This is a genomic window from Streptomyces sp. NPDC057697 (assembly GCF_042799335.1).
GTDB lineage: Bacteria > Actinomycetota > Actinomycetes > Streptomycetales > Streptomycetaceae > Streptomyces.
The window spans coordinates 47,354-72,748 of sequence record NZ_JBHVJA010000006.1 but is presented as its reverse complement, the minus strand read 5'-3'; the positions used below and the strand labels follow the sequence as shown (position 1 = coordinate 72,748).

Annotated in this window: 19 protein-coding genes and 1 pseudogene; 6 read left to right on the top strand and 14 right to left on the bottom strand. The window is 71.6% G+C overall.

Translation table 11 applies throughout. The annotated features are described in order from the left end of the window. Positions 1-147 precede the first annotated feature (147 nt). The 3 genes and pseudogenes from ACFVFH_RS17830 (at position 148) to ACFVFH_RS17820 (ending at position 2,547) form a co-directional block, all read left to right on the top strand. Positions 148-1,185 carry a DUF3533 domain-containing protein gene (locus ACFVFH_RS17830; RefSeq protein ID WP_383769196.1) on the top strand — a complete coding sequence of 346 codons (1,038 nt, stop codon included), beginning with the start codon at positions 148-150 and terminating at the stop codon, positions 1,183-1,185. An 88-nt stretch (positions 1,186-1,273) separates the two neighbouring features. Continuing rightward, a pseudogene (locus ACFVFH_RS17825) lies at positions 1,274-1,481 on the top strand (hypothetical protein); the annotation flags it as partial. Positions 1,482-1,671: 190 nt separating this feature from the next. Then, complete coding sequence (locus ACFVFH_RS17820; RefSeq protein ID WP_383769193.1) at positions 1,672-2,547, top strand: alpha/beta fold hydrolase; 876 nt, start codon at positions 1,672-1,674, stop codon at positions 2,545-2,547. A gap of 64 nt (positions 2,548-2,611) precedes the next feature. Here ACFVFH_RS17820 and fxsT read toward each other — a convergent pair whose 3' ends face one another. The 4 genes from fxsT to fxsA form a co-directional block, all read right to left on the bottom strand. Continuing rightward, complete coding sequence (fxsT, locus tag ACFVFH_RS17815) at positions 2,612-6,547, bottom strand: FxSxx-COOH system tetratricopeptide repeat protein (RefSeq protein WP_383769190.1); 3,936 nt, start codon at positions 6,545-6,547, stop codon at positions 2,612-2,614. Then, a complete protein-coding gene (gene fsxC / locus ACFVFH_RS17810) occupies positions 6,531-7,859 on the bottom strand; it encodes an FxsC protein (RefSeq protein WP_383769188.1) in 1,329 nt (442 codons plus the stop codon). The genes fxsT and fsxC overlap by 17 nt, the downstream gene beginning before the upstream one ends. 234 nt (positions 7,860-8,093) lie before the next feature. Next, a complete protein-coding gene (gene fxsBH, locus ACFVFH_RS17805) occupies positions 8,094-10,340 on the bottom strand; it encodes a radical SAM/SPASM protein FxsBH, inactivated beta-hydroxylase extension form (protein ID WP_383769185.1) in 2,247 nt (748 codons plus the stop codon). A gap of 69 nt (positions 10,341-10,409) precedes the next feature. Next, positions 10,410-10,577: an FxSxx-COOH cyclophane-containing RiPP peptide gene (gene fxsA / locus ACFVFH_RS17800; protein ID WP_383769183.1), complete on the bottom strand. Its 168-nt coding sequence runs from the start codon at positions 10,575-10,577 to the stop codon at positions 10,410-10,412. 256 nt (positions 10,578-10,833) lie between these two features. Between fxsA and ACFVFH_RS17795 the strand changes: the two genes are divergently transcribed. Next, positions 10,834-11,730, top strand: a complete 897-nt coding sequence (locus tag ACFVFH_RS17795) for a DUF4231 domain-containing protein (protein WP_383769921.1) — start codon at positions 10,834-10,836, stop codon at positions 11,728-11,730. A gap of 52 nt (positions 11,731-11,782) precedes the next feature. Here the strand turns inward: ACFVFH_RS17795 and ACFVFH_RS17790 are convergent, their stop codons facing one another. From ACFVFH_RS17790 to ACFVFH_RS17755, 8 genes are all read right to left on the bottom strand, one after another. Further along, complete coding sequence (locus ACFVFH_RS17790; protein WP_383769180.1) at positions 11,783-12,262, bottom strand: hypothetical protein; 480 nt, start codon at positions 12,260-12,262, stop codon at positions 11,783-11,785. 209 nt (positions 12,263-12,471) lie between these two features. Beyond that, on the bottom strand, positions 12,472-13,371 hold the full coding sequence (locus tag ACFVFH_RS17785; protein ID WP_383769178.1) for a S1 family peptidase: 900 nt from the start codon (positions 13,369-13,371) through the stop codon (positions 12,472-12,474). A gap of 253 nt (positions 13,372-13,624) precedes the next feature. After that, positions 13,625-14,440, bottom strand: a complete 816-nt coding sequence (locus ACFVFH_RS17780) for a DUF1684 domain-containing protein (RefSeq protein ID WP_383769175.1) — start codon at positions 14,438-14,440, stop codon at positions 13,625-13,627. Positions 14,441-14,444: 4 nt separating this feature from the next. After that, a complete protein-coding gene (locus ACFVFH_RS17775) occupies positions 14,445-15,725 on the bottom strand; it encodes an NtaA/DmoA family FMN-dependent monooxygenase (RefSeq protein ID WP_383769919.1) in 1,281 nt (426 codons plus the stop codon). A gap of 17 nt (positions 15,726-15,742) precedes the next feature. After that, positions 15,743-16,810: an LLM class flavin-dependent oxidoreductase gene (locus ACFVFH_RS17770; protein WP_383769172.1), complete on the bottom strand. Its 1,068-nt coding sequence runs from the start codon at positions 16,808-16,810 to the stop codon at positions 15,743-15,745. 161 nt (positions 16,811-16,971) lie between these two features. After that, positions 16,972-17,724 (bottom strand): amino acid ABC transporter ATP-binding protein, encoded by a 753-nt coding sequence (locus ACFVFH_RS17765; protein WP_383769916.1) that lies wholly within the window; start codon positions 17,722-17,724, stop codon positions 16,972-16,974. A 221-nt stretch (positions 17,725-17,945) separates the two neighbouring features. Further along, positions 17,946-19,790 (bottom strand): FAD/NAD(P)-binding protein, encoded by a 1,845-nt coding sequence (locus ACFVFH_RS17760; RefSeq protein WP_383769169.1) that lies wholly within the window; start codon positions 19,788-19,790, stop codon positions 17,946-17,948. Next, entirely contained in the window at positions 19,787-20,653 is an 867-nt protein-coding gene (locus ACFVFH_RS17755; RefSeq protein ID WP_383769166.1) for an amino acid ABC transporter permease, read from the bottom strand. The genes ACFVFH_RS17760 and ACFVFH_RS17755 overlap by 4 nt, the downstream gene beginning before the upstream one ends. 468 nt (positions 20,654-21,121) lie before the next feature. On the opposite strand from ACFVFH_RS17755, the gene ACFVFH_RS17750 reads away from it, so the two are divergent. Next, entirely contained in the window at positions 21,122-22,066 is a 945-nt protein-coding gene (locus ACFVFH_RS17750; RefSeq protein ID WP_383769163.1) for an ABC transporter substrate-binding protein, read from the top strand. A 78-nt stretch (positions 22,067-22,144) separates the two neighbouring features. Here the strand turns inward: ACFVFH_RS17750 and ACFVFH_RS17745 are convergent, their stop codons facing one another. Continuing rightward, positions 22,145-23,380 (bottom strand): DUF5685 family protein, encoded by a 1,236-nt coding sequence (locus tag ACFVFH_RS17745; RefSeq protein ID WP_383769913.1) that lies wholly within the window; start codon positions 23,378-23,380, stop codon positions 22,145-22,147. Positions 23,381-23,690: 310 nt separating this feature from the next. Here ACFVFH_RS17745 and ACFVFH_RS17740 point away from each other — a divergent pair, with 310 nt between their 5' ends. After that, on the top strand, positions 23,691-24,128 hold the full coding sequence (locus ACFVFH_RS17740) for a cell division protein SepF (RefSeq protein ID WP_383769160.1): 438 nt from the start codon (positions 23,691-23,693) through the stop codon (positions 24,126-24,128). Between the two features lie 23 nt (positions 24,129-24,151). Here the strand turns inward: ACFVFH_RS17740 and ACFVFH_RS17735 are convergent, their stop codons facing one another. Next, entirely contained in the window at positions 24,152-25,348 is a 1,197-nt protein-coding gene (locus tag ACFVFH_RS17735) for an acyl-CoA dehydrogenase family protein (protein ID WP_383769158.1), read from the bottom strand. Positions 25,349-25,395: the final 47 nt, after the last annotated feature.

Sequence of the window (25,395 nt, the reverse complement as noted above, 5' to 3'; positions counted from 1 at the left end):
TCCACCATAGACCACGTTCGAACATTCGTGCGATACTCGAGGGGCGGGGCACCCTCCCGGCCCCGGACCGGTGACCGGCCGGGGTCCGGTCAGCCATTCGGCCCAGCCCCGCCTGCACGATCGGCCGAAGCCCCGGAGCGTGGGGGCATGACTTTCGTCGACGAGGTGAAGAACGCCGTCACCCCACGGGCCGCGCTGCTCGTCATCGGTGTGCTCGCACTGCAACTGCTGTTCATCGCGTCCTACGTCGGGGCGCTGCACCGACCGAAGCCGACGGACGTGCCCTTCGGCGTCGTCGCGCCCCGGCAGTCCTCCGCCCAGTTGCTCACCGACCTGAAGAACCTCCCCGGCGGCCCGCTGGACCCCCGCGCGGTCGCCGACGCGGCCACGGCCCGCGAGCAGATCCTCGACCGCAGGATCGACGGCGCCCTGATCGTCGACCCCCGGGGCACGACCGACACCGTGCTGGTCGCCTCCGGCGGCGGCACCTCGCTGGCCACCACCCTGACGAAGATCGTCACAGAGGCCGAACGGACCCAGCAGCGCACCGTACGGCCCGTGGACCTGGCCCCGGCCTCCTCCCAGGACTTCAACGGGATCTCGTCGTTCTACCTGGTCGTGGGCTGGTGCGTCGGCGGCTACCTCTGCGCCTCGATCCTGGCGATCAGCGCGGGCTCCAAGCCCGCCAACGGTCGGCGCGCGGTGATCCGGACCGGCGTCATGGCGCTGTACTCGATCGCGGGCGGAATCGGCGGCGCGATCATCATCGGACCGGTCCTCGGCGCCCTGCCCGGAAGCTTCTGGGGCCTGTCGGGCCTGGGCGCGCTGACCGTCTTCGCGGTCGGCATGATCACCCTCGCCCTCCAGGCGCTCACCGGCATCGTCGGCATCGGCCTGGCCGTCCTGGTCGTGGTGATCGCGGGCAATCCGAGCGCCGGCGGGGCCTATCCCCTGCCGATGATCCCGGACTTCTGGCGGGCGATCGGGCCCGCGCTGCCGCCGGGGGCGGGCACCTGGGTCGCGCGCTCGATCGCCTACTTCCGGGGCAACGCGGTCACCGGCCCCCTGCTGGTGCTCTCCGCCTGGGCGGTGGTGGGCACGGCCATCACCCTCCTGATCGCCCTGCGCCGCACCCCGGAGGAACTCAGCGGCGAACGGCCCCCGTTCGGCTCCGACCCCGCCTGACCCGGCCCCGGGCACCCGCGGCTGCGCGCCGGTGTGCACATACGCCGCGTACCGCGTCGGCAGCCGCGGGGCCCGTACCGGCGGGGGGCACGAGGCGTCGCACCTGCTGCGCGGCCCGTCATTGGCGCAGCGACCGGGTCGCGCGGGAGCGCGGGCCGACCGGCCCCGCGGAACGGCTGCGGACGAACATCGCCGTCGACCGCGAGATCAACGACGACGTGTGCGGCGCGGGGCCGGTCCGGCCGGAGGACGCCGTCGGACCGGAGGCCCCCGGTCTCCCCGTGGGGCAGCTCATGGGTGAACCGGCCGGCGCCCCACCCGCGCCGCAACCGCACCGGATCTGCTCGGAAGGGGCGAGCGCGCCCCCCGATCACTCCCTGTGGTTTCCCAACGCACCGTCCCGGTAAGGGCTCTGATGCGCCATCATCGAATCGGGCGGGGAAAAGTCGGGCACGCGGTGCCCGCACTTCACGGAGGAGGCTCCAAGTGCGTAGTCGGGTGCGCGCGGCGGACGGGCGGCATCTGGTGGTGGAGCGTCTCGGGGATCCCCGCGGCAGACCGGTCTTCCTGCTGCACGGGATGCCGGGCAGCAGGCTCGGCCCGGCCCCGCGCGGCATGGTCCTCTACCAGCGCAAGACCCAGCTGATCACCTACGACCGGCCGGGCTACGGCGAGTCCGACCGGCTGCCGGGCCGCTGTGTCGCCGATGCCGTCCAGGACGTGCGGGCCATCGCGGACCACCTCGGTCTGGAACGGTTCGCCGTGGTGGGCCGCTCCGGCGGCGCCCCGCACGCCCTGGCCTGCGCGGCGCTGATGCCCGAGCGGGTGACCCGTACCGCCGCGCTGGTCGGCCTGGCCCCGTGGGGGGCCGACGGGCTCGACTGGTTCGAGGGGATGGCCGCCTCCAACGTGCTGGCGTACTCCACCGCGGCAGCCGATCCGGACGGGCTCGCGGAATCGTTCATCTCACGGTCCGCGGTGATCAGGAAGAACCCGGTCCGGCTCATCGACGACCTGCGCCAGGAGCTGACCGAGTCCGACCGGATGGTGGTCAACGACGTCGGGGTCCGCACCATGCTGCTGCGCAACTACCGTGAGGGGCTGCGCACTTCGGCCTGGGGCTGGATCGACGACGCGCTCGCCTTCAGCAATCCGTGGGGCTTCGACCCGGCCGACATCACCGGACCGGTGCTGCTGTGGCACGGCGAGAAGGACGTGTTCTCCCCGGTGGGCCACTCGCGCTGGCTGGCCGAGCGCATCCCGAACTCCACCGTCGTGGTGGAACCGGCGGCCGCGCACTTCGACGCCCTGCACGCGCTGCCCAGAATTCTGAACTGGCTCCTGGAACCGCCCTCCTGCTAGGCCCGGTCCCGGGGCGTGTCCGGAACGCGGGGGGCGTCCGGCGATCGCCGGACACCCCCCGCTCTCACACCGCCGTCGGCTCCAGCTCGCGCTCGAACCGGCGCTCGTCCCGGGCGATCCGGGTCATCGGGTGCTCGTCACCGAGCTGACGGGCCAGTTCCTCGCCCGTCTCCGCCCTCAGACGCAGGGCCTTGTCCTTGCGCCCCATCGCGTCGAGCGTGACCGCCATGTTGGAGGTCATGGCCAGGGTCTCCGGGTGATGGGCGCCCAGTACCCTCCTGAGCTGCCCGGAGACCTTCAGCTCGGTCTCCAGCACCAGGTCGAGATCCCCCTGTTCCGCCGTCGCGTTCGCCAGGTTCATCACACAGAACAGGGTGTTGGGGTGCTCGGGCCCGTACACCTCCCGCATCGCCGCGACCACCCGGGTCAGCACCCGCGCCGACTCCTCCGGGGATCCGGTCCCCGACTGGTAGACACCGAGGTTGTTCAGGGCGGCCAGGGTGTACGGATGCTTCTCCCCCGGCACCTTCATGTACTGGTCGACGACCTCCTGCGCGGTGTCCCTGGCCTCGACCGTCTCCCCGGCCGCGTACAGGTCGGCCGCCAGATTGAGGTCACAGGCCAGTGACTCCGGGTTGGCGGAGGTGTACTTGGCGCGGTACCTGGCCCGGGTCGCCACCGTGAGCCGCCGGGCGTCCTCCAGTCTGCCCGCCCGGCGCAGCGACACCGCCAGGCTCTTCGCCGCGCTCAGGGTGCCCGGGAAGGCCCGGCCGAGCGTGGCCTTGTAGCTGTCGTACGTACGGCTGAGGATGCCGACCGAGTCCTCGTACCGTCCGACGTCCCGCAGGTCACGGGCCAGGTTCATGGCCGAGGAGAGGCTGTAGGGGTGTTCCGCGCCGAGCACCTCGACACGGCGGTCGAAGACGTCCTGGTCGATCTCGCGGGCCTTGGCGTACTGGCCGATGGACCGCAGGGTGAACGCCAGGTTGTTGGCCGCGGCCAGCGTCCTCGGGTGCGACTCGTGGAAGATCTGGTTGAAACCGTCGGTGGCCTCGGTCGCCAGCTCGATGGCCCTGGTGTACTCCCCGAGCGTGCCGAGGTCGGTCGCCAGGCTGCTGGTGCTCATGTACGTGTGCGGATGCTCGGGACCCAGCACCTCCCGCTGGGTCGCCAGGGTGATCTCGTCGAGTTCCCTGGCCTCGACGTAACGGCCGCGCGAGCGGTAGATGTTGGAGAGGTGGAAGCAGAGGTAGAGGTACTGGATGTCCCGCTCCCCCAGCGTCTGGCGCCAGATCTCGCGCAGCTCCTCGCAGACGGTGGTGGCGGTCCGGAAGTCACCGCGCTTCCAGAGGTAGCGGACCCGGTCGATCAGCAGCCTGCGGGCCTCCGGCTCCTTGCAGTTGCGCGCGTCGGACGGGCCCAGGTGCGGCCAGATGGTGGCGAACTGCGGCCAGGTCGAGGGGTTGTCGATCGGCTCGTCGTCGTCGGGCCGGGCGCCCGCCAGGATGCGGTGGACGGCGTGCCGGGCGTCCCGCTGCTCCTCCTCGGTGAGCTGTGCCCGGATGACCGCCTGGACGAGCCGGTGCACCTGGATGGAGTTGGAGACCTGGTCGACCTTGGCGAGGGCGAACCGGCCGATCTCCCGGATGACCCGGCCCAGCACCAGCTTCTCCTGGAGCGAGGCGTCGTACGGCTTCAGCGCCTCGATCATCTCCTTGCTGTACAGGAGGTTCCCGGAGATGGGCTCGGGGGCGAAGAAGGCGCAGAGCTGGAGCAGCCGCACCGCCGCGGGCGAGCGCTCCTTGAGCCGCTGGATGGAGATGTTCCAGGTCGCGGCGACCGGCTCGGGGTAACCGGCCGGCTGGTTGAGCGCCAGGACCTCGGGGGCCTGCTGGGCCAGCTGTTCCAGATAGGTGTCGATGGGGGTGGCGGTCTCCGCGATCCAGGCCGCCGCCTGCTCGACGGCCAGCGGCAGATCGCCGACCGCGGTGGCCACCTGGGCGGCGTCCTCGTCGCTCAGCCCCGGTGCCCGGCGCTGGAGGTGTTCGATGGACTCCTCGCGCAGGAAGACGTCGACGGGCAGCGCGTCGCCGTGCTGGGACCACGCCTGGTTGCGCGAGGTGACCAGGATGTGGCCGGAGCCGCCCTGCGGGAAGTAGCGCCGGAGCCGTTCGGGGTCGTCGGCGTTGTCGAAGACCAGCAGCCAGCGGTCCGAGGGCACACCGCGCCGCAGCAGGTCCACGGCCTCCTGCGAGGCCGCCGCCATGTCGTCGCCGCCCTGGGCGCCCAGCCGGACCGCGAGTTCGGCGAGCGCGGCCACCACGTCGTCGGTCTGCTCCGAAGATATCCACCAGACCAGGTCGTAGTCGGCCATGAAGCGGTGCACGTACTCCAGGGCGACCTGTGTCTTGCCCACGCCGCCGAGTCCGTACAGGGTCTGCGGCTGGGGCAGCACCACGGCCATGCCGCCGCCGAGCTGGTCGCGCATCCGCTCCAGGACCATGGAGCGGCCGGTGAAGCCGGGGTTGCGCGGCGGGGCGTTCCAGATCCTGGGGACGGTGCCCGGGAAGCGCGGTCCGGGCGACACCGCGTCGGTGAGCTGTACGGGCCGGTCCAGGGCGCGCAGCAGGGCGGCGGTGGCGTGCACCTCGTCGAGCCGGAAGAGGTCGACGGGGTTGCGGTCGATGTAGGGCGCGGAGAGCCGTACGTCACCGACCCTGAGCGGCAGCAGATGGCGCCGGCCGCCGCCGGGGTCCTCCGCGACGGCCCGGTCCCAGAGGTTCACCGCGCGCTGGGACTTGAGGTAGGCGCTGGAGAGCAGCACGACGGTACGGGCCGCGTTCTCGGCGGCGGCCGCCGCCGGTTCGGGGGTCTCCCGCTCGGCGGACACATCGCGCGGTACGACGCGGAACCCGGCCCGGGTGAGCACGGATTCGATCCAGTCGGCCCACATCCGGTTCTCCGCCACATAGCTGAGGAAGAGATCGGCGGGCAGGGCGGGCCTGCGCCTGGTGAACGCGTCCCGGATGCGCAGCCGCACCTCTTCGCCGACCGGTGGCATCGAGGTGATCTGCTGGTCGGTGATGACGGAGGTGAGCCGTTCGAAGGCGGAGAGCAGGGAGTTGGTGAGGCCCGCCTCGTCGCCGAAGGTCGCGAGGGTCTCCTCGTAGGCGTAGTAGGGGCGGTACGGAATCTCCACCGCGCCCCAGTAGGCGGTGAGTTCGTCCCCTGACAGGTCGCGCGGCAGCCGGTCGAACTTCAGCCGGGCCAGCGCCCGTCCGGCGTCGGCCTTCTCCTTCTCGCCCTCGTCGATGCGCATCGGGACGGGGAAGATGGCGATGGGGCGGCCGGTGTAGCGCTCGGAGATCTGCCGGGCGACGGAGGCGGCGCCGTCGATGGACTGGTCGCTGAGGGTGAAGCAGTCGACGAGGATGTCGGGGAGGTGGACGGTGCAGATGTCGGCGATGTCGCTGAGGCCGGTCCGGCTGTCGATGAGGACGTAGTCGTAGTTGGCCTTCATGTCGTCGCGCAGGGCGTCGAAGAAGTGGCCGCCGCCGAGCCGGTCGTAGAAGTTGTCCCAGTCGAAGGTGGAGACGGTCGCGGAGTACTCGCGGTTCTGGCGTCCGGCGGAGACGAAGTCGAGCGTGCCGCCCTGCGGGAACTCCCAGCCGAGCGTCTCGGGGGTGAGCGAGACGGCGTGCGGCTGGATGCGCGCGTAGTCGCGGTGCCAGTCGTCGGCGCGCTGGACGGGGCTGGTCGCGGCCCAGGCGTACTCGGTGATCAGGTCGATGACGCCGGTGGTGGCACCGAGTGTCGAGGGGTCGAGGAACGGATGGAAGAACCGGTGGAGCCCGGGGGCCTCCAGGTCCCAGTCGACGGCCAGTACCCGTTTTCCGTTGGCGGCGAGTATCCAGGCGGTGTTGGCCAGGGCCATGGTGCGCCCGGTGCCGCCCTTGTACGAGTAGAAGGTGACGATGCGCCCGTCACGACTGGCCGTCATCCGTGTCCTCCGCATCCGTCGCAGGGTCGTGTGTCTCGGGAATGTGGTGCGTCTGTGCCATGGGCCCCATCAGCCGGGTCCGTTCGGTGTGTCCGGCGCCGGTGGCGGGCGGATAGACCGCCGCGTGTCTCAGGTACTGCTGCGCGGCCACCTCGACCACCTGCGGCAGGATCTGCCCGAACGCCTCCATGCTGGGCACGCCCTTGGCGGCGGCCCGGCAGTAGGCCCGCCCCTGGCGCATCTTCGTCGGCATGGTCCGTTCGAGCTTCTCGGTCAGTTCGGCCTCGGCGGCCATGCTCTCGTGGTCCTCGCGGTTCCACGGCACGACCATCGTCACCCAGGGGCGGTTCTCGGCGTCGAAGGCGGCGAGCCTGCGGCACCGGTCCTCGTCCTGGAGGGCCCAGCGGTCGACCAGCAGGATCTCCGGCCTGCTGGGCGGCTGCTTGCCCTCCGCGTGTCCGGCCTCCTCGTCGAAGGAGGTGATGGTCGCCTGGTAGTTGAGGGAGCGCACCATGTCCTCGGCCACATAGGCCAGGGGGCGGGCGGCGGCCGGGTGGTAGGGGTTCCAGTCCTGCGGACTGTCGCCGTAGTAGTCGGCGTTGCGTCCCTCGGGCAGGTCGTGCCGGGTGGCGGCGGCGATGGTGACCTGCATGGGGCGGGGGCCGACCGCGCTGTCGCGCGGCCCGAAGGCGCTGGGGGCGAGCCGGTAGTCGACGGGGCGGCCGGTGCCGATCCTTATGGTGTCGGCGACGTTGACGATGCGCTTGGCGAGTTCGTACACCGCGCGCTCGTACTCCTCGGCGAAGAGCCTGAGCTTGATCAGCCCGTAGAGTCCGTCACTGACGTAACGGTCCCCGAAATCACGGTGGTTGAACTGTAATCGCTCGGCGGGGCCGGGAAGCTGGCTCGGTGGTACCGGCACCCAGAGCGCGGGAACGATCGCCTCGGCCCGCTGGTTGGAGCGGGCCCGGTGGTGAATGGCGCGCTGGGCGAAGGCATACCACTCCTTGCCACACATCTCGCTCGCGAAATAGCGCGGTGAGAAGAGCGGAACGAACACCCGGCAGGTGGCGAGCACCTCGCCGAGCCGTTCCGACCAGCCCTCGCCGGAGCGTATCTCGCGGTCGATGAACCCCGCGGGCGCTCCCGCGGGCAGATCCGTCATGGCCATCACATGGTCACAGAGATCCTTGAAGAGGCGTTCGACCCACATATCCGGGTCGGTTCCCCGGCCGTAGCCCGGCGTATGGGCATAACTCAAGAAGAAGTACGGCCGATGGTCCGCCGCTCGCTGCTGCGGTGTTGCGTGCACACGACCCCCGTCCTGTGTGACACCCGCATCCGAGGAGGGAAGTGAATGCGAGCGAATTCATCATTCCGGAGCGGACGTAGCTCCACCCCCATGGCGTTCGGTCATTCAACGCCGGTTTTCAGTCATCCGTTCCCGGGTTCGGCCGGTCATTTCCTTGATCGAATTCGGTCTGCGGCTGTTCCTCCCAGTTGTCCCGTGTGCACCATCGCCCTCGGTCGAACCGGAATTCGATCCTCAGATCTCTTTTCGCATCCGATCCAGTAGCCGCTTTCCACTGACGGTGAGCTCGGCGGCACCCTCAAGTGTGTCGAGGGCCTGCGATACGCCCTCCAGACAGCGCGGCTCGAATGCGCCCAACGCCATCCGCTCATAGGTGTCGGCCAGCAACCGGGAAAACGGAACTGGTTCTTCCTGCCAGGGAATTCGATGTTCCCAGGAGCCGTCCGCCGCGTAAAGATCCGTGACGTCGGCAAGCGCCCGCAATTCGGCCCGCCGGAAACCCCGCAGCAACGCGAGCGCCAACTCCTCGGCGCCGCCGTCCGCGACGATGCCCAGCGCCCCGTGGCCGTGCCGCCCGACGGACGGTTCCGCCGGGGCCCGGCCGGTCAGCGGCGTCAGGGTGGTGAGGCGGCCCGTCATCTCCACGGCCCGCTCGGGGGCCTTCGCCTCGATCAGCACCCATGCCTCGCCGAGCCTGAACACCAGGTCCGCCGCCGCCCGGTCGTCGAGCGCGGCCGCGGCCGGCGCGGCGAAGCAGTCGCGGTACGGGTCGAGGTCGTCGAGCGCCAGGGAGAACACCGGTCCGGGCCCGCCCCCCGGCATCGCGAACCGGCGCACCGGCCGCCACCCGGGCGCGGCCGTACGCGGCCGTACGATCCGCCGCTCGGCCGGATCGCCCTCCTCCCGCCGGACCAGGAAGCCGTCCTCCACGGCGCGCACCCGCGCCGTGCCGTGCTCCCCCGGCGCCCCGATCCGCAACACGCCGAGGCCCGGGAGCACCAGCCTGCCGTCCGTGTAGCCGACGCCCACGGGGAGGTCCAGGCCGCCCCGCACGACGGCGGCCGCGAGATACCCGGGCAGCAGCCCCGCGACCTCCACCGCCCCCGGCTCCTCGTGGAGCCGGTCCAGGGCGTGGAGCAGCCAGGTGCGGGTGTACGGGTGGTCCAGCACCTCGTCCAGGCCGCGGGCGCCCTCCTCGGACGCCTCGACGGCGGCGGCCAGCTCCCAGGCCCGCGCCCACCGCTCCCCGCCGCGCCCTTCGAGGTCGGCGTTGAGCCGGGCCAGCAGCATCCGGGTGAGGTCGCGCTGGGAGGCGGCCAGTTCGTCCGGCTCGGTCACCTCGGGCGCGACCAGGGACGCCGCCGTGCGCGCCTCGATGCCGCGCACCAGGGCGGCCAGGTCGGCGCAGTACACGGACGGGTTGTCGAACTCCCCGGACGGCCCGGTGGAGCGGTACCGGTGGGTGTAGAGGCCACCGCCGCACGAGCGCACGACGGGGCAGCGGCGACAGGTCTCGCTGACACCGGCCAGCCCGAGCTGACGGGCCCGTACCCCGGGGTGGGCCGCGACCTCGTCGAAGGTGTGGGTGAAGACGTCGAACCCGGTGGCCGCGGCGCCCTCGTAGGCGCTCTTCAGCGAGTCGACCTGCTCCAGCTGGCCGTCGGTCTCGACGACGACCAGGTCGGTCGGGGCGAGCCCCAGGGACTCGGTGAGGCTGGGGCCGCCGCTCAGCGTGGACTGCACCGAGGAGAAGAGCCGCACCGGCACCGGGCGCCCCTGCTCCTGCCAGCGGTCGAAGACCGCGAGGAGCCAGTCGGCGTAGGCGGTGGGGGAACCGTCCGGGCGGGGCGGCGGATCGTCCCAGGTGGCGTGCGGCAGCAGGAAGTCGATGAGCGGCGGGTCGAGCTCGGTGAGCGCGTCGAGGACCGCGCGCGGGTCGTTCTCGACGTCGATGGTGCACAGGAGCCCGAGGTCGAGGTGGCGGTAGCGCTCCTGGTGGAGCAGTTCCACGGCCTTGAGGACCAGGGGGTGGCTGCTGCGCCCGTCGGCGTAGCGGCGGTGCCGGTCGTTGGCGGCCCGGTCGCCGTCGAGGGAGATGCCGACCCTGACGCCGAACTCGTCGAAGAGGTCGAGATACCGGGGACTGAGCTGGAGCCCATTGGTGTGGATACGGAGGTCGAGTTCCGCGACGCCGTCGAAGGCGGAGGTCAGCACTTCGCAGACGCGCCGCAATCGGGCGGGCCCCGCCAGTAGAGGCTCCCCTCCGTGCAGGATCACTGACACGGAGGGCAGTGCATGTGCCTTGGCATGCTCGGCCAGACGCTGAGCAGTCCGGAAGATGACATCATCAGAGATTGTCCTGGGACGGGTACGCCAGCTCTGATCTGCATGTTCGTAGACATAGCAGTGGTCACAGGCAAGATCGCACCTGCTGTGAACCTTGAGAACGACTTCGCGGAAAGGGACCAGGGGTCCTGTCATTCCACCAGTCTAGCCAGCCCGAAGGGGTGCTCGGGGCTTCGGTTCGAGAGGGTTATCGGCGCGTTGTTCTCAGAGCGCCGAGTTGAAGGTCGATGCCTGGGTACGGCGACCGGTCGACGCGGCGTGCACGCGGCCGAGCCTCCGGGCGGCAGCGGCGCCGCGGACGTCGATCTCGGCGAGCGGCACACGGTTCTTCTTCGCAACGGCGAAGGAGAGAGAGGATTCAGAGGTGTTCACGGCCGTCCTTGAGGGGATTCGTTCCGATGGAATGGTTCCGGACAGGAATGCAGCAACGGTATCTGCACCATTGCAGTGTCCGGCGGCACGACTTTACTCTCATGGCCTCGGTTGGCAACTGAGGACGGCCACTTGGAACAAGAGCGTCGCACAAGGCCGCCCCGAATCGAACGGAACCGTCGATTCCGCCATTGAGGTGACGACATAACCGCAGACGGGAGTGAAGATGACGGCGCTTCCCGGGCCGCTCCAGAGCATGGTCTTCAGGAACGCCGACCTGCCGGCGCTCTTTCACCACACGGACGGGATCGCCGTCGCACGGCAGCGGGAGGCCGTGAACACCACCCGGATCCAGCTGATCCTCCTGGTCACAGGGGCCGTACCGGCCGCGCTCCCCTGGCACGCCGAGGTGGCTGACACGTTTCAACTCACCGATGGAGTCGGCGTGTTGGCCTATCTGGGTGTCCTGATCACGACGTACCTCTCCGCCCGGCGCAAAGCAAAGTCGCATTGGCAACTCAACCGCTCGGCGGCGGAGTTCATCAAGTCGATGTGCTGGCGCTACTCGGTGCACGGCTCACCGTTCGACAGCAGCACCCCGCACCCGGAGGCGGTGTTCGCCAACCGGCTCGAAGAGGGCCTCCAGGAGCTCCGCAAGGTGGGGTGGGCCGACCCCCGCGACCTGACGGCGGACTCGGGCGGGCTCATCACCGGCTCGATGCGCGAGCTGCGCGAGAAGGCGTTCACCGTGCGCAAGGAGACCTATGTGCGGGACCGGCTGATCGAGCAGCGGAGTTGGTACCGCAGGCGCCAGGAGGTCTCCCGGCGGGCGACCCTGGTCTGGTCGACCACCATCGGGGCGCTGACCGCGCTCGCCCTCGTCTTCGCCGTGCTGAGGACCTTCTCCGCCACCCAGTCCTTCGCCCTGACGGGCGTGCTGTCGGCCGCGGCGGCGGCCTGTCTGGCGTGGAGCGAGATGCGCCGCCACCACCCGCTGATCTCGGCCCACTCACTGGTGGAGCAGGACCTGGAGGCGATGCAGGTGGCGATGGAGACCACCCTGACGGAGCGTCAGTGGCCTGGGGCGGTGTTCGAGACCGAACGGATCGTCTCCCCGCAGCACACCGACTGGCTCGCCAGGCACCAGATGTGACGTGCCGTCATCGATTGCGCCGTTCGCATCCGGAACCGGACGCGGCGGCCGGTCAGATGCGCTCCACGCCCTCGCGCCAGATCACCGTGACCGGACGGCCCAGGCTCCGGGCGTACGTCACGATGTCGCCCGTGCCGCCGAGACCCCGGGCCGGCCGGCCGTCCCACACCGCGAGCAGCCGGTCGCAGTGGTCGGCGATGTACGCGCCCGCCGCGTAGTACGCCTCGTCGGTGGAGTGCGGGTAGCCCAGCCGGACCTCCCGGGCCGCCCGGCCCTTGAGGGCCCGGTAGCGGGCGAGTTCGGCCGCGTCGGCGAAACAGGACTCGTAGTCGCCGCTGGGGATGACCACGGTCAGATCCGCGCCGCGGGCCAGGGCGAGATCGGCGAAGAGCTGGTCCGCGCCCACGGCCAGGCTGGAGAGGGCCTCCAGGGAGCCTTCGAGGCCGCAGAGCGCCGCCCGTAACCCTGCCAGCACATGGGCGTGGGCCTCCTGCGGGATGGTGCGATGACCGGTCACTCCGATGCGTTTCACGGACCTGGAACCCCCTGAGGTGTCGGCCGGGGGCCGGAGGGCATCCCTCCGGTTGGCACAGCGTCCACCCCCGGTGCTCCTGCGTGACCGGCCTGCCCCACATCCTCTCAAAAGCCGCGGGGTCAGCGGGAGCCCCCGCCCGGGATTCGGACGGGGGCTCTGGCTCGGTCGGCCGCCTGTTCGAGGGCCGGAGCGGGGGTTTCGGGGCGTCAGTAGACGCTGACCCCGTACGCGCTGAGCGCCTCGGTGACCGGCTGGAAGTACGTGATGCCGCCGGAGGAGCAGTCGCCGCTGCCGCCGGAGGTCAGACCGATCGCCTTGGAGCCGGAGTAGAGCGGGCCGCCCGAGTCGCCGGGCTCCGCGCAGACGTTGGTCTTGATCATTCCGTAGACGATGTCGCCGTTGCCGTAGTTGACCGTGGCGTTGAGGCCCGTGACCGAGCCGCTGTGGACGCCGGTGGTCGAGCCGCGGCGGGTGACGGACATGCCGACCGTGGCGTCGGCCGCGCCGGTGATGTCGACGCTGCCGACGGTTCCCTCGTGGGAGACCGCGGAGTTGTCGTACCGGACCAGGCCGTAGTCGTTGGTCGGGAAGCTGGAGCCGACCGTCGCGCCGATGCTGGTCGAGTTCGACGAGTTGGTGTACCAGGGCGGGTTGCCGTCGGTGCAGTGCCCGGCGGTCAGGAAGTAGTAGGTGCTGCCGCTGCGGACGTTGAAGCCGAGGGAGCAGCGCCAGCCCGGGGCGTAGATCGCGTCGCCGCCGGAGAGCAGCTTGCTGATCGTCCCGGTGGTGCGTTCGATCTTCAGGGCGCCGGCGTTGGCCCCGGCGGACCGCTTGATCTGTTCGATCTCGGCGTTCGAGACCGTGCGGTCGGCGGTGACCACGAGCTTCTTGGACACCGGGTCGACGTTCCACGCGGTGCCCGCCACATCGGCGCCGAGCACGGCGTCGCTCGCGGCGGACAGCTGCGAGGCACTGAAGGTGGGGTTGCCGTCGGCCTGGGCGCTGGGGACGGCCAGTGCGGCGACGGCGACGAGGCCCGCGGCGATGGCGACGGCCCTGGTGCGTCTGGCGGTGGTGCCGAGGGGGGTGGTGCGCTTGATCCTCACTTTTCGTTCCTCCCGAGGGAAGTCGGGGGTCCGCCTGTGGGGTGGTCGGACCCGTGAGGCGCAGTCGTTCGCACGGCCGTGTGCCCGCGATGCGAGCATGCCGTGTTCCTGACAAGCGCTGCTCGGGAGTATTCAAGGCGTCAACTTGTGGCGCAAGAGGGCCTGCCGGCCCGGACGTGGCGCACCGCACCCGTGCGGCCCCGGCGCCCCAGGGGCTGCCGGGGCCGCGGTCCCGAACGGATACGACGGTGCGTCAGCCGTCGACGCGGTTGCGCTCCCCCGCCTCGACGGCGAGGGAAAGCGTGTTGCCCGGCGGCGGGAACGGGCAGATGAAGTGGTCCGCGAAGGCGCACGGCGGCAGCAGCGCGCGGTTGAAGTCGACGCTCACGCGGCCGTCCTCGTCGGGCGCGGCGGGCCGCAGGAAGCGGAAGCGGTAGCTGCTGCTTCCGCTGGTGGCATCGGCGAAGACCGCCCAGAGCGAACCGTCGGGCTCGACCGCGACGCGGAGCGTGTGCTCCGCGCCGTCCGCCTCGAAGAGGATCTCACCGGCGAGTCCGAGTCCGCGCTCGACCCCGTCGGCGTTCTCGACCCGGACCGTGCGGGCGCCGTCGTACGGACGGAAGGTGCCGGGGAAGACCCAGCGGGCGTCGTACGGCGTGGCCTCGATGGCCCGGAAGGCGCGCCGCGCCGGGGAGCCGGGGTCGAAGTCCCGCACCGCCCACTGTCCTTCGCGGCTCAGCACGACCAGCCGCCGCTCGCCGTGCGTGACGCGGGACGCGTCGATCGGACCGCGGTCGGCGGTGAGGCGGACCCGGCCGGTGAAGGGCTCGCCGTCGACGGCGAGCCCGTCCGCGGCGGAGGCGGTGAGCACCGGCTCGTCGCCGTCCTGCCGCCACTGCCCGGGTACCCCTGGGATCGTTCCTTCCGGGTGGTCGGAGAGCCAGTGGGTGCCGGTCAGGGAGAGCGGCCCGTAGGGGCCCGCGACCGTGGCGGTGCGCTCCTCGTGCCAGTGCTTCCAGTCCTGTGCCGCCTGTTCGGAACCGTGCGGCTGCGGTGCGTCCGTGCTCATGCGGTCAACCTTTCCACACCGGCTCGGCGAGGCCGAGATGCGACCGCAGGGTGGGACCGGTGTACGCGGAGCGGAACACCCCGCGCTCCCGCAGGAGCGGGACGACCAGGTCGACGAAGTCGTCCAGCCCGCCCGGTGTGAGGTGCGGTACGAGGATGAACCCGTCGGCGGCCTTTGCGGCGACGAACTCGATGAGCCGCTCCGCGACCGTCCGCGGGCTGCCGATGAAGGACTGCCGTCCGGTCGCCTCGATGACGGTCTGCCGGATGGACAGCCCCTTCGCCTCGGACAGCGCCCGCCAGCGCGCCGCGACGACGAAGGGGTCGCCGTGCCCGACCCGGCCCTGGACCAGCGAGGACTCCGGGTCCGGGTCGATGCCGGGCAGCGGCCCGTCGGGGTCGTAGGAGGAGAGGTCGCGGCCCCAGACCTGTTCCAGGGCCAGCAGCGCGTTCTGCGGGGAGACCTGCTGGAGCCTGATCCCGGCCGCCCGCTCCTGGGCGTCGGCGTCGCTGTCGCCGAGCACGAAGGTGACCCCGGGCATGATCTTGAGCTCGTCGGGCCGCCGTCCGTACGCGGCCAGCCGCCCCTTGACGTCGGCGTAGAAGGCGCGGCCCTCCTCCAGGGTGCCGTGCCGGGTGAAGACGACATCGGCGGCGGACGCGGCGAACTCGCGGCCCTCGGGAGAGTCCCCGGCCTGGATGACGACCGGATGGCCCTGCGGGGAGCGCGGGACGGTGAACTCTCCCTCGATGGCGAAGTGCTGCCCCTGGTGGCTGAACGGGCGCGGGATGCCGTCCGGGGTCCAGGTGTCCCACAGCTCACGGGCGGTGGCGACGAACTCGGCGGCCCGTGTGTACCGGTCGGCGCGGTCGAGGTAGCCGCCACGCCGGAAGTTCTCCCCGGTGAAGGCGTCAAAGGAGGTGACGACGTTCCAGGCGGCCCGGCCCTCGCTGAGGTGGTCGAGGGTGGCGAGGCGGCGGGCCAGTTCGTACGGCTCGTTGAAGGTGGTGTTGACGGTGGCGGCGAGGCCGAGCCGGTCGGTGACGGCCGCCAGCGCGGCCAGCACGGTGAGCGATTCGGGCCGGCCGACCACGTCCAGGTCGTGGACGCGGCCACCGTGCTCGCGCAGCCGCAGCCCCTCGGCCAGGAAGAAGAAGTCGAACGTGCCGCGTTCCGCGGTGCGGGCGAGGTGCTCGAAGGAGGAGAAGTCGATCTGGCTCCCGGAGCGGGGGTCCGCCCAGACGGTGGTGCTGTTGACGCCCGGGAAGTGGGCGGCGAGGTGCATCTGTTTCGGTGCGGTGCTCATGCCCGTGCTCCTTCGGTGGCGTACCGGTTGGCGGGGCGGGCCAGCCCCAGGTGCTCGCGCAGGGTGCCGCCGGGGTAGAAGGTGCGGAAGAGGCCGCGGTGCTGGAGCAGGGCCACGGTGCCGTTGACGATCCGTTCGAGGTCGCGCCCGGGGGTAATGGGCGTGAGGTGGAAGCCGTCCGCCGCTCCGCCCCGGTGCCACCGGGTGATCAGTTCGGCGAGGTCGACCGGGCCGCCCCGGTAGTACGAGCCGTCGGCGGCGAGCGGCGGTCCGCTCTCCAGCCCCGGTTCCGCGGCGCTCTCGGCGTCGCCGAGGTCCACGGTGAGCGCGACCAGCACCCGGAGCGTGCCGGGGTCCCGGCCGTACGCCGCCGCGCGCCGGCGCAGATCGGTACGGGCCGCGGCGGCCTGCTCGGGGGCGGTGGCCCGGACCAGCACGACGTCCGCGTGGCGGGCCGCGGTCTCCCGGGCGGGGCCGCTCGTCCCGTCGACGACGACGACCGGGTGCCCCTGCGGGGGCCGGGGCACGATCGCCGGACCCCGGACAAAGAAGCCGGTGCCCTCGAAGTCGACGTAGTGCAGCTTGTCGCGGTCGATGAAGCGCCCGGTGGCGACGTCCCTGATCTCGGCGTCGTCCTCCCAGCTGTCCCACAGCCGGGCGCCCACGTCGACGCTCTCACCGGCCTCCCGCCACAGCTCGTCGGCGGGCGCCGCCGGGCGCCGGCCGAACAGCCGGGCCTCGGCCCCGGTCGTCGACACGTCGACGTACCAGCCCGCCCTGCCGCGGCTCACCCAGTCCAGGGTGGCCACGGCGGACGACACGTGGAACGGCTCGGTGTGGGTGGTGGTGACGGTGGGCACCAGGCCGATCCGCCCGGTGGCGGGGGCGACCCGGGAGAGCACCGCGAGCGCGTCCGGCCCGGGTCGGGCGAAGGAGTCGCCGAGCGTGACGAAGTCGAGGGCGCCGTGCTCGGCGAGCCGGGCGAGGGCGGTGTAGTGACCGGGGTCGTAACGGGGCGGCCCTCCGATCCCGGCGGCCAGGTGGAGGGGTGCGGTGGCGGGCATGGGCGGTACCTCTCAAGACTCTCTGGGGGGTTCTCGCAGGGCTGTCGCGGGCTCGGTCCCGGTCCCGGGCGGGCCCGGCGGGGTCGCTCTCGTGGATGAGCGCGGCGGGGAGAGCGCGGCGGACGGGCGCGGGCGCACTCCCCGGAGGGGACATGGGCCGCTCACAGGACCTTGGACAGGAAGGCGCGGGTGCGTTCGTGCTGCGGACGGTCGAGCACGTCGCCGGGGGCGCCCTGTTCGACGATCCGTCCCTCGTCCATGAAGACGACGGTGTCGGCCACCTCGCGGGCGAAGCCGATCTCATGGGTGACGACGATCATGGTGGTGCCCCGGCGCGCCAGGTCCTTGATGACGTCGAGGACTTCGCCGACCAGTTCGGGGTCGAGCGCCGAGGTCGGCTCGTCGAAGAGCAGCAGTTTCGGTTCGAGGGCCAGCGCGCGGGCGATGGCGACCCGCTGCTGCTGCCCGCCCGAGAGCTGCCCGGGGTAGGCGTCGGCCTTGTCCGCGAGCCCGACCCGGGCGAGCAGTGCCTCCGCGGTGGCCAGTGCCTCCTTCTTCGGTCGGCCGAGGGCGGCGACGGGGGCCTCGATGATGTTCTCCACCACGGTGAGGTGCGGGAAGAGATGGAAGTTCTGGAAGACGAAGCCGATCCGGGTGCGCCGGCGCAGTACCTCGCGCTCGCGGAGTTCGTACAGCTTGTCGCCGTCCCTGCGGTAGCCGACCGGGGTGCCGTCGACGGTGATCCAGCCGCGGTCGACCTTCTCCAGGTGGTTGATGGTGCGCAGCAGTGTGGACTTGCCGGAGCCGGACGGGCCGAGGACGACGGCGACCTCTCCGGCCCGTACCGACAGGTCGATGCCGCGCAGCACGTCCAGGCTGCCGAAGCGCTTGTGGACGGAGCGGATCTCGACCATGGCGCCCGGGGCCGGGGCGGTGTCCGCGTCGGCGCCGTTCATCGCGCCGCTCCCTCGGCGTGGCGGCGGTCGGCGCGGTGCCGGAGCGCGAGTGGGTCGCTGGTGAGGGTCATGGGGTTCCTTGGGCTGCGGGGTACGGGGGGTGCGGTGCGATGTACCGGGAGGTGCGGGAGGTCCGGGCCGGGAGCCCGGCCGGTCCCCGGCGCCGTCCCGGGCCGTGGTCAGCCCCCTCCTCCGGCGAGGCCCCGGAGGAGGGTGAGCGCCGCGCGGGCGGTGGCGTCGTTCTGCTGGAAGGCCGGACCACCGGTGCGTGGCCGGGTGAACGCCCCGCCGGCTCGGGCGCTGGTGAACGGGCCGAGCGCGAAGCGCCGCGGGTGCGGCCGGCCGTCGCGGCCCAGGATCCGGCCGCTGTCGGGGGCGACCGAGAGCAGCCCGGTGGCGGTGGTGGCGGCGCCGTCCTCGTACAGCTCCCGGAGCAGCGGGCTGCGGGTGCGTTCCAGCGTGGGGTCGGGCAGCCGGGCCTCCACCAGGGCGCGGGCCGCTATCCGCTGTCCCGGCACGGTGGCGCTGCCTGCCAGGAAGAGGCCCCGCCGCTCGTCGGTCCCGACGGTCATCCCGGCGCCGAGGAAGCGGACGACACCGGCCCTGGAGAGCGCGAGGAGCTGGTGCAGCCGGGGTCCGGGCGGCCCGGAGGCGAGATGGCTGAAGAAGCCGTGCCACCAGCCTCCGATGTCGCCGAGCCGGATCAACTGCCCGTAGACGGACAGCAGTCCGAGGAAGACGGCGAGATCCGGGCTGTGCTCGGGGTCGTGGCGGCGCTCCAGATCGGCGGCGATGTAGCCGCGCAGCCCCTCCTGCAGCGCGTCGTACGAGGGGTAGCGCACCCCGTCCAGGGGATGGTCGAGCGCTTCGAGGTCGAGCCGGTCCGCCGGGTCGGGGACGGCGGCGGCGACGAGGGCGGCCAGCTCCGGTCCCGCCGGGTCGGCGGCGGTGTACTCCGCCTTGAAGGCGGCCCAGTCGCCCGTCGTGCGCCCGGGGTGGGCGGTGAAGAGCCGGTGATAGTGGGCGTAGCCCAGCTCTTTGTCGACATGTGGCCACACATCGCGCCGGAAGTCGACCGGCCGGTCCGCCGTGAGCAGCGCCCCGGTCCGGTCGGGGCCGAGGAAGCGCGGCAGCGGGGGCCGTTCCCCCGTCCAGGCGTAGCCGATCTTGGAGTGGTACGGGACACCGCGGCGCGATCCGATGTGGAGCACGGGCTCCCTGCCGGACGGCACGTACTCGCCGTTCTCGTACCGTCCGCCACGGCCCTCGGTGAGCAGCACCATCAGGTCGACGAAGGCGAGCCCGAAGCCCCGGACGATGACCGGCTCGCCCGCGGGCACCTCGCTCAGATCGGTGTCGGCGGTGAAGTCCGGCGGCAGGTGGACGAGTCCGTGCCGGTCGGCGAACCCGGCCAGCTCGACCTGTTCCGGCTCCGGTTCGGCTTCGAGGTGGCCGATGGTGACCGCGACGGCGTCGGCGAGCAGCGGTCGGCCGCGCCCCTCCAGCCAGACCCGCTGTCTGCCTTCGCGCGGGCCGGTGACCCGTACGGCGCCGGTCCGGTGCCAGTGGACCGCGAAGGAGGCCGGGAGGGCGGCGACGGCCTGCTCGTACACCCAGCGCAGATAGACGCTCTGGAGCCGCCGGCTCGGGAAGTCCCCGCCCTCCAACGCCTTGATCTCGTCGAGGAGTCCGGGCTCGACGTCCATCCCGTCCGGGAGCGTGGCGCGCCCGTCCCGGATCTTTGCCGCCCAGCTGTGCAGGGCGGGGCCGGGCCGGACCGGGCCGTCCTGCCGGACGGTGTCGTCGGTGAACATCGTGACGTCCTCGGCCATGGAGTTCATCCAGAGCAGCGGGGACTGGTCGTACCGCCAGATCCGTCCGCCGCCGGGCGGGTACGGGTCGACGAGATGGAGGGCCAGCGGGCGGTCCCCGTACAGGGCGGGGGCGTTGGCGGCGATGCGTTCGACCAGGCCGGTGCCGCGCGGACCGGCTCCTATGACGACGAGGGTCGGCGTGCCGCTCATCGGGCACCGGCCGTGCCGCGCGCGTAGTGCCGTTCGACGTAGTGCTGGCCGATTCCGAGCAGCGAGGTGACCGCGGCGTACCAGAGGGTGGCGACCAGCAGCAGCGGGATGACCTGGTAGGTGCGGTGGTACACGAGCTGCACGGAGTACAGCAGGTCCTGTACGGCGATGATGCTGACGATCGAGGTGCCCTTGAGCGTGCCGATCAGCATGTTCCCGGCGGGCGGGACGATGGAGCGCATCGCCTGCGGGAGGACGATCCGGCGGAATCTGCGCCAGGGGCCGAGACCGAGCGACTGGGCGGCCTCGATCTGGCCGCGTTCGACGGAGAGGATGCCGCCGCGGACGACCTCGGCGGCGTACGCGGCCTCGTGCAGGGTGAGTCCGACGACGGCGACCGTGACGGGGCCGAGGAGGTTCACCGTACGGACCCCGAGGATCTCCGGGTAGAGCGCGCCGATGTTGAACCAGAACAGCAGCTGGACCAGGATCGGGGTGGATCTGAAGAGCCAGATGTAGCCCCAGCTGACGGCTTGGAGCACGCGGTTGGCGGAGAGCCTGAGGACGGCGAGCAGGGTGCCGAGGGCGAAGCCGAGCACCATCACCAGTGCGGTGAGCCAGAGGGTGAGGCCGAGGCCGCGCAGGACCGCGGCGGTGGTGAGGTACTCGGCGACGACGTCCCACTGGAAGGCGTCGTTGCGGACCACCGAGTTCAGTACCAGGGCGAGCAGGGCCAGGACCGCGGCGGCCGCCGCCCACTGGCCGGTGCGGCGTACCGGAACGATCCGGAGCCGGTCGGTTCTGTCGCTCTTCCCGTGCGGGGCGGGGGGAGAGTGCGGGAGGGTGTCTGTCTGCGCGGGCATGCGAAGGCTCCGTGGATGCAGAGATCGAACACGGGGCGTGCCTTCGGCCGGAACACAACGCGGACCGGGCCCCTCAGCGCCGGTCCGCCTCCGAGGTAAACGCCGTGCACCGCGTGCTGTCAAGCCTGTCCACACTGTGAGCCGTACGCCCGGGGTCGGTTGACGGACCACCGGATGCCTGTTCCACTTGGGCCATGCATTCGCAGCAGTGGCTGGTCAAGCGCTCCCACATCGACTTCGGTCGCGTGTGGTCCTCCTCCTGTTGAGCCGACCCCCTGCGTCTTCCCGTTTCTCCGCCTCGCGCCGTGTGCGGCGCCTGAGCACTCTTCCCCGCGTTCCTTCGCGGTCACGACGCCGTTCTCCCCTCCCCTCGTTCCGTCGTCCTTCCTCGCCCCGGCCGTGGGGCCGCCGCGTGCTGCCCCGACGCCGCGGCCGCTCCCGGCCGACGACTCCGGAGAACCACACCTCATGCCCCGAACCCGGCACACCGCCGCCTTCGCACTGATCACCGTCGCCGCCCTCGCCCTCACCGCGTGCGGGTCCGGCGATCCGGCGGCCGCACCGGGCGGCGCCGCCCGGAACGCGGCGGCCGGCGGGAAGGTTCCGACGCGGGACGTCGTCTCCTCGGTGCGCGAGGACGAGGCCGCGGCGAAACTGCTGCCCGCCGATGTCCGCGCCGCCGGGACCCTGACCATCGCCGCGAGCGTCGGCAACCCCCCGGGCGCCACCTATCTCGCGGACGGCAGGACGGTGGCCGGTACGGACATCGACTTCGCCGACGCGGTGGCCCGGAAGCTCGGCCTGCGGTTCACCCGCGAGGTGGCCTCCTTCGAGGCGATCCTGCCGGCCCTGGGCAGCGGGAAGTACGACGTGGGCACCGGCAACTTCGGGGTGACCGAGGAGCGCCGCGCGACGATCGACTTCGTCACGTACATCAATGACGGCCAGGGCTTCGCGGTCCGCGAGGACAGCAGGCTGAAGAAGGTCACCGATCTCGTCCAGCTCTGCGGCCTGACCGTGGGCACCGGCGCGGGCACCACCTTCGAGGTGACCCTGGAGGAGAACCGGCACCGGTGCGCCGACGCGGGCCGCGAGCCGTACGAGGTGAAGACGTACAACGACCAGGGCGCCACCTGGGCCTCGCTCCAGCAGGGCCGCAGCGATGTGCTGATGTCCACCATCAACGGGCTGCGGTACGCGGTGCGTCAGCAGGAGGGGGTGCGCTTCCTCAACGAGTTCAAGCGCCTCGACGTCGGCTTCGCCTTCAAGAAGGGCACCGCGCTGGCGCCCGCCTTCCGGGCCGCGGTGAACGGTCTCAAGGCGGACGGCACCTACGACCGGATCCTGAAGAAGTGGGGCATCGGCCCGTCGGCGATCAGGACCTCCCAGATCTCGCCGCCCGAGATCCGGTGATCCGTGCCGGGCGTCCGGCTGCCCGGCGGGAGACACTTGGCACCCGTGCCGGGCGTCCGGCCGCTCCGGGCATCCGGCTCAGCAGCCGCAATCGCAGTCGCAGCAATCGCACCCATCACAGCAGTCCCCGCAGTTACTACAGCAGTCGCATCCGTCGCAGCAGTCCCCGCAGTCGCACTGATTGCAGAGTCCTTCGCGGCGCCGATGGCTCCACGGGTCCTCGAACGTGCCGCAGCACATCTGGCAGGTGCAGGCCAGTCCCGCCCACACCAGGCAGCCCATGATCAGACCGCGCCGGTCGCGCGGCGGCTCGGGCGGGGGCATCGGCGGGCCCGCGGGTCCGCCGGGGCCCGGCGCGTACGGATTGCCCGGCGGCGGCCCGAAGGCCCCGGTCTGCCCGGAGGCTGACGGGGCGCCGGCTCCGTCCAGCAGCACGCCGCCCGCCCCGTGCGAGCACGCCGTGGTGCCGAAGGCCCGGTCCACCGACTGGCGCAGTTCGTGCGCCAGCAGCACATGGGCCAGCTTGCCGTCGGTGAACTCGGCATCGCGCAGGGCCAGCCGCACCCCGTGCAGCGCGTCGTCGCACAGCCGTCGCACCTCGGCGCGCGAGGTGCCGGTCGCGGTGAGCGGGTTCCAGGCACCTGACGCGGCGTCGGCCTCCTGGTCCTCCACGGCGTCCAGCAGATGCGCCAGCCGTCCGAAGAGGCGTCCGGCCTCGGCGAGCGGCTCCGCGTTCTGCGGCCTGCCGGCCAGCACCGCGGTGTGGGCGAAGGCGGCCGCGGTGGCGGTCTCGGTGGGTTCGGTGACCGTGAGCAGCGGGGTGCCGGGTCCGGCGATCCGCTCGATGCCGGTCTGCCGGTCGACGGCGTCCACGAGCAGCGCCGTGTCGAAGCCGAGCCGGGCGCCGGTGCGTGCGCCCGCCCGGTCCCAGCCCGCGGCGACCCGGCGTGCGGCGGCGGCGACCGGACGGCGCCTCAACAGTCCGTCCCCGTCCGCGACGTGGTCCCGGACCTTCGCCGAGGCCAGCACCAGGGAGACGGCGGCGGCCAGCCTGGCGCCCTCGCCCTTGGCGACCGGGGCGGTCCGCATGGCGCGCAGCGGACAGGGCCCCGCCGTGCGCCGCCATCCGGAGGTGCGCTCGGACTGAGCCTCCGTCAGGACGGAAACAATCAGACCGTCATAGTTCGTGACGATCCTGGCGAATTGCCCGTGATCGGAGCGAAGCGCGAGGCAGAGCCCGCAGAGATGGGCCATCCACTCGGTCCTGAGCCCCTCGGACAACCGATGGGCACAGGGCCTGACTATTCCGAACACGACGATCCCCCGAGAGTCGTTCACCTTTGCGCCGGGCTCGTGCGGCCGCGCGGTGTGCATCGTATCGACCGTGCCGTTCACCCGTACGTCGGCCACATCACCCATACGGCCCGGGGCATCATATTTTCTTTCCTTCAGACTCCCTATGTAGGAGAAAGCCTGACAAAGCGCCACATCTTCTGTGCCAGTACCGTCACGAATCCCCTGCGCGCCGACTATCCACTTGGCGCACGATCCGCATCATGGACGACCATAGGGGGAGACGGAAAAGATGCGGAACGCCACGGAACCGCGGTGAGAGGAGGCGTCCATGGGATCGGTGCGCAAGGCGAGTGCCTGGCTGGGCCTCGTGGAGGACAACGACGAGCGGTACTACGACGACGAGTACGCCGAGGGCGCGCAGACCGGGACCGGCCCGGCCTGGGTGACCGACCCCCGGGTGCAGGTCGCGTCCGAGGCCGCCGAGGAGACGGGCCGCCGGATCGCCACCGTCACCCCGGACAGCTTCCGGGACGCGCGGGCCATCGGTGAGCTGTTCCGTGACGGCGTGCCGGTGATCGTCAACCTCACGACCATGGACCCCACGGACGCGAAGCGCGTCGTGGACTTCGCCGCCGGGCTGATCTTCGGACTGCGCGGCTCCATCGAGCGCGTCGCCACCCGGGTCTTCCTGCTGACCCCGGCCGACACACAGGTGGTCACCGAAGCCACCGGCCGCCCGGCCGACGGCTTCTTCAACCAGAGCTGAGCAGGGCGCTCGCCGGACAGGTCCTAACGGAACGCGTCGAGACCGGTGAGCGCCTTGCCCAGCACCAGCTGGTGCATCTCCACGGTCCCCTCGTAGGTGAGCACCGACTCCAGATTCGTCGCATGGCGCATCACGGGGTACTCCAGCGAGATCCCGTTGGCGCCGAGGATCGTGCGCGAGGTACGGCAGATCTCGATCGCCTCCCGCACATTGTTGAGCTTCCCGAAACTGACCTGCTCCGGGCGGAGCCTGCCCGCGTCCATCCGCTGGCCCAGATGGTGGGCGAGCAGGATGCCCTTGTGCAGTTCCACGGCCATGTCCGCGAGCTTGGCCTGGGTGAGCTGGAAGCCACCGATCGGCCGGCCGAACTGCTCCCTGGTCCTCGCGTAGTCCACGGCCGCCTCGAAGCTGGCGCGGGCCGCGCCCATCGCGCCCCAGACGATTCCGTAACGGGCATGGCTCAGACAGCTGAGCGGACCGCGCAGACCGACGGCCCCGGGGAGTACGGCGTCGGCGGGCAGCCGCACCTCGTCCAGGACCAGCTCACTGGTGACCGAGGCGCGCAGGGACCACTTGTGCTTGATCTCCGGCGCGGAGAAGCCCGGGGTGTCGGTCGGCACGGCGAAGCCGCGGATCCCTTCGTCGGTCTGCGCCCAGACGACCGCGACCCCGGCGACCGAGCCATTGGTGATCCACATCTTGCGCCCGGTGAGCACCCAGTCCCCGCCGTCGCGCCTGGCGTGGGTGCGCATCCCGGCCGGGTCGGAGCCGTGGTCCGGTTCGGTGAGGCCGAAGCAGCCGATGATCTCGCCGGCCGCCATGCCGGGGAGCCAGCGGCGCCGCTGCTCCTCGGAGCCGAAGCGGTGGATGGCGTACATGGCGAGCGACCCCTGTACGGAGACCAGGGAGCGGATCCCCGAGTCCGCGGCTTCGAGCTCCAGACAGGCCAGTCCGTACTGGACGGCGGTGGCGCCCGCGCAGCCGTATCCCTGGAGGGACATGCCGAGCGCGCCGAGCGCGCCGAGCTCACGGGCCAGCTCCCGGATACCGGGCAGCTCGCCGTTCTCGTACCACTCGGCGATGTGCGGCAGGACCCGGTCGGCGGCCCAGTCGCGGACCGTCCCGCGGATCGCCAGGTCCTCGGCGCCGAGCAGGTCGTCGACGCCGATCGGGTCGGCGGGGTCGAACGGTGGGAGCTTCGAGGACTCGGTGCTGGACATGGGCGCCTCCGGCGGCTCGCGCGATCCTAAAACTAGCAGTGTTAGTT

Coding starts and splice junctions, on each gene's coding strand:
- ACFVFH_RS17830 (WP_383769196.1), top strand. CDS start 148: ATGACTTTCGTCGACGAGGTGAAGAACGCCGTCACCCCACGGGCCGCG.
- fxsT (WP_383769190.1), bottom strand. CDS start 6,547: ATGACGGCCAGTCGTGACGGGCGCATCGTCACCTTCTACTCGTACAAG.
- fxsBH (WP_383769185.1), bottom strand. CDS start 10,340: ATGACAGGACCCCTGGTCCCTTTCCGCGAAGTCGTTCTCAAGGTTCAC.
- ACFVFH_RS17795 (WP_383769921.1), top strand. CDS start 10,834: ATGGTCTTCAGGAACGCCGACCTGCCGGCGCTCTTTCACCACACGGAC.
- ACFVFH_RS17780 (WP_383769175.1), bottom strand. CDS start 14,440: ATGAGCACGGACGCACCGCAGCCGCACGGTTCCGAACAGGCGGCACAG.
- ACFVFH_RS17775 (WP_383769919.1), bottom strand. CDS start 15,725: ATGCACCTCGCCGCCCACTTCCCGGGCGTCAACAGCACCACCGTCTGG.
- ACFVFH_RS17770 (WP_383769172.1), bottom strand. CDS start 16,810: ATGCCCGCCACCGCACCCCTCCACCTGGCCGCCGGGATCGGAGGGCCG.
- ACFVFH_RS17765 (WP_383769916.1), bottom strand. CDS start 17,724: ATGGTCGAGATCCGCTCCGTCCACAAGCGCTTCGGCAGCCTGGACGTG.
- ACFVFH_RS17760 (WP_383769169.1), bottom strand. CDS start 19,790: ATGAGCGGCACGCCGACCCTCGTCGTCATAGGAGCCGGTCCGCGCGGC.
- ACFVFH_RS17755 (WP_383769166.1), bottom strand. CDS start 20,653: ATGCCCGCGCAGACAGACACCCTCCCGCACTCTCCCCCCGCCCCGCAC.
- ACFVFH_RS17750 (WP_383769163.1), top strand. CDS start 21,122: ATGCCCCGAACCCGGCACACCGCCGCCTTCGCACTGATCACCGTCGCC.
- ACFVFH_RS17740 (WP_383769160.1), top strand. CDS start 23,691: ATGGGATCGGTGCGCAAGGCGAGTGCCTGGCTGGGCCTCGTGGAGGAC.
- ACFVFH_RS17735 (WP_383769158.1), bottom strand. CDS start 25,348: ATGTCCAGCACCGAGTCCTCGAAGCTCCCACCGTTCGACCCCGCCGAC.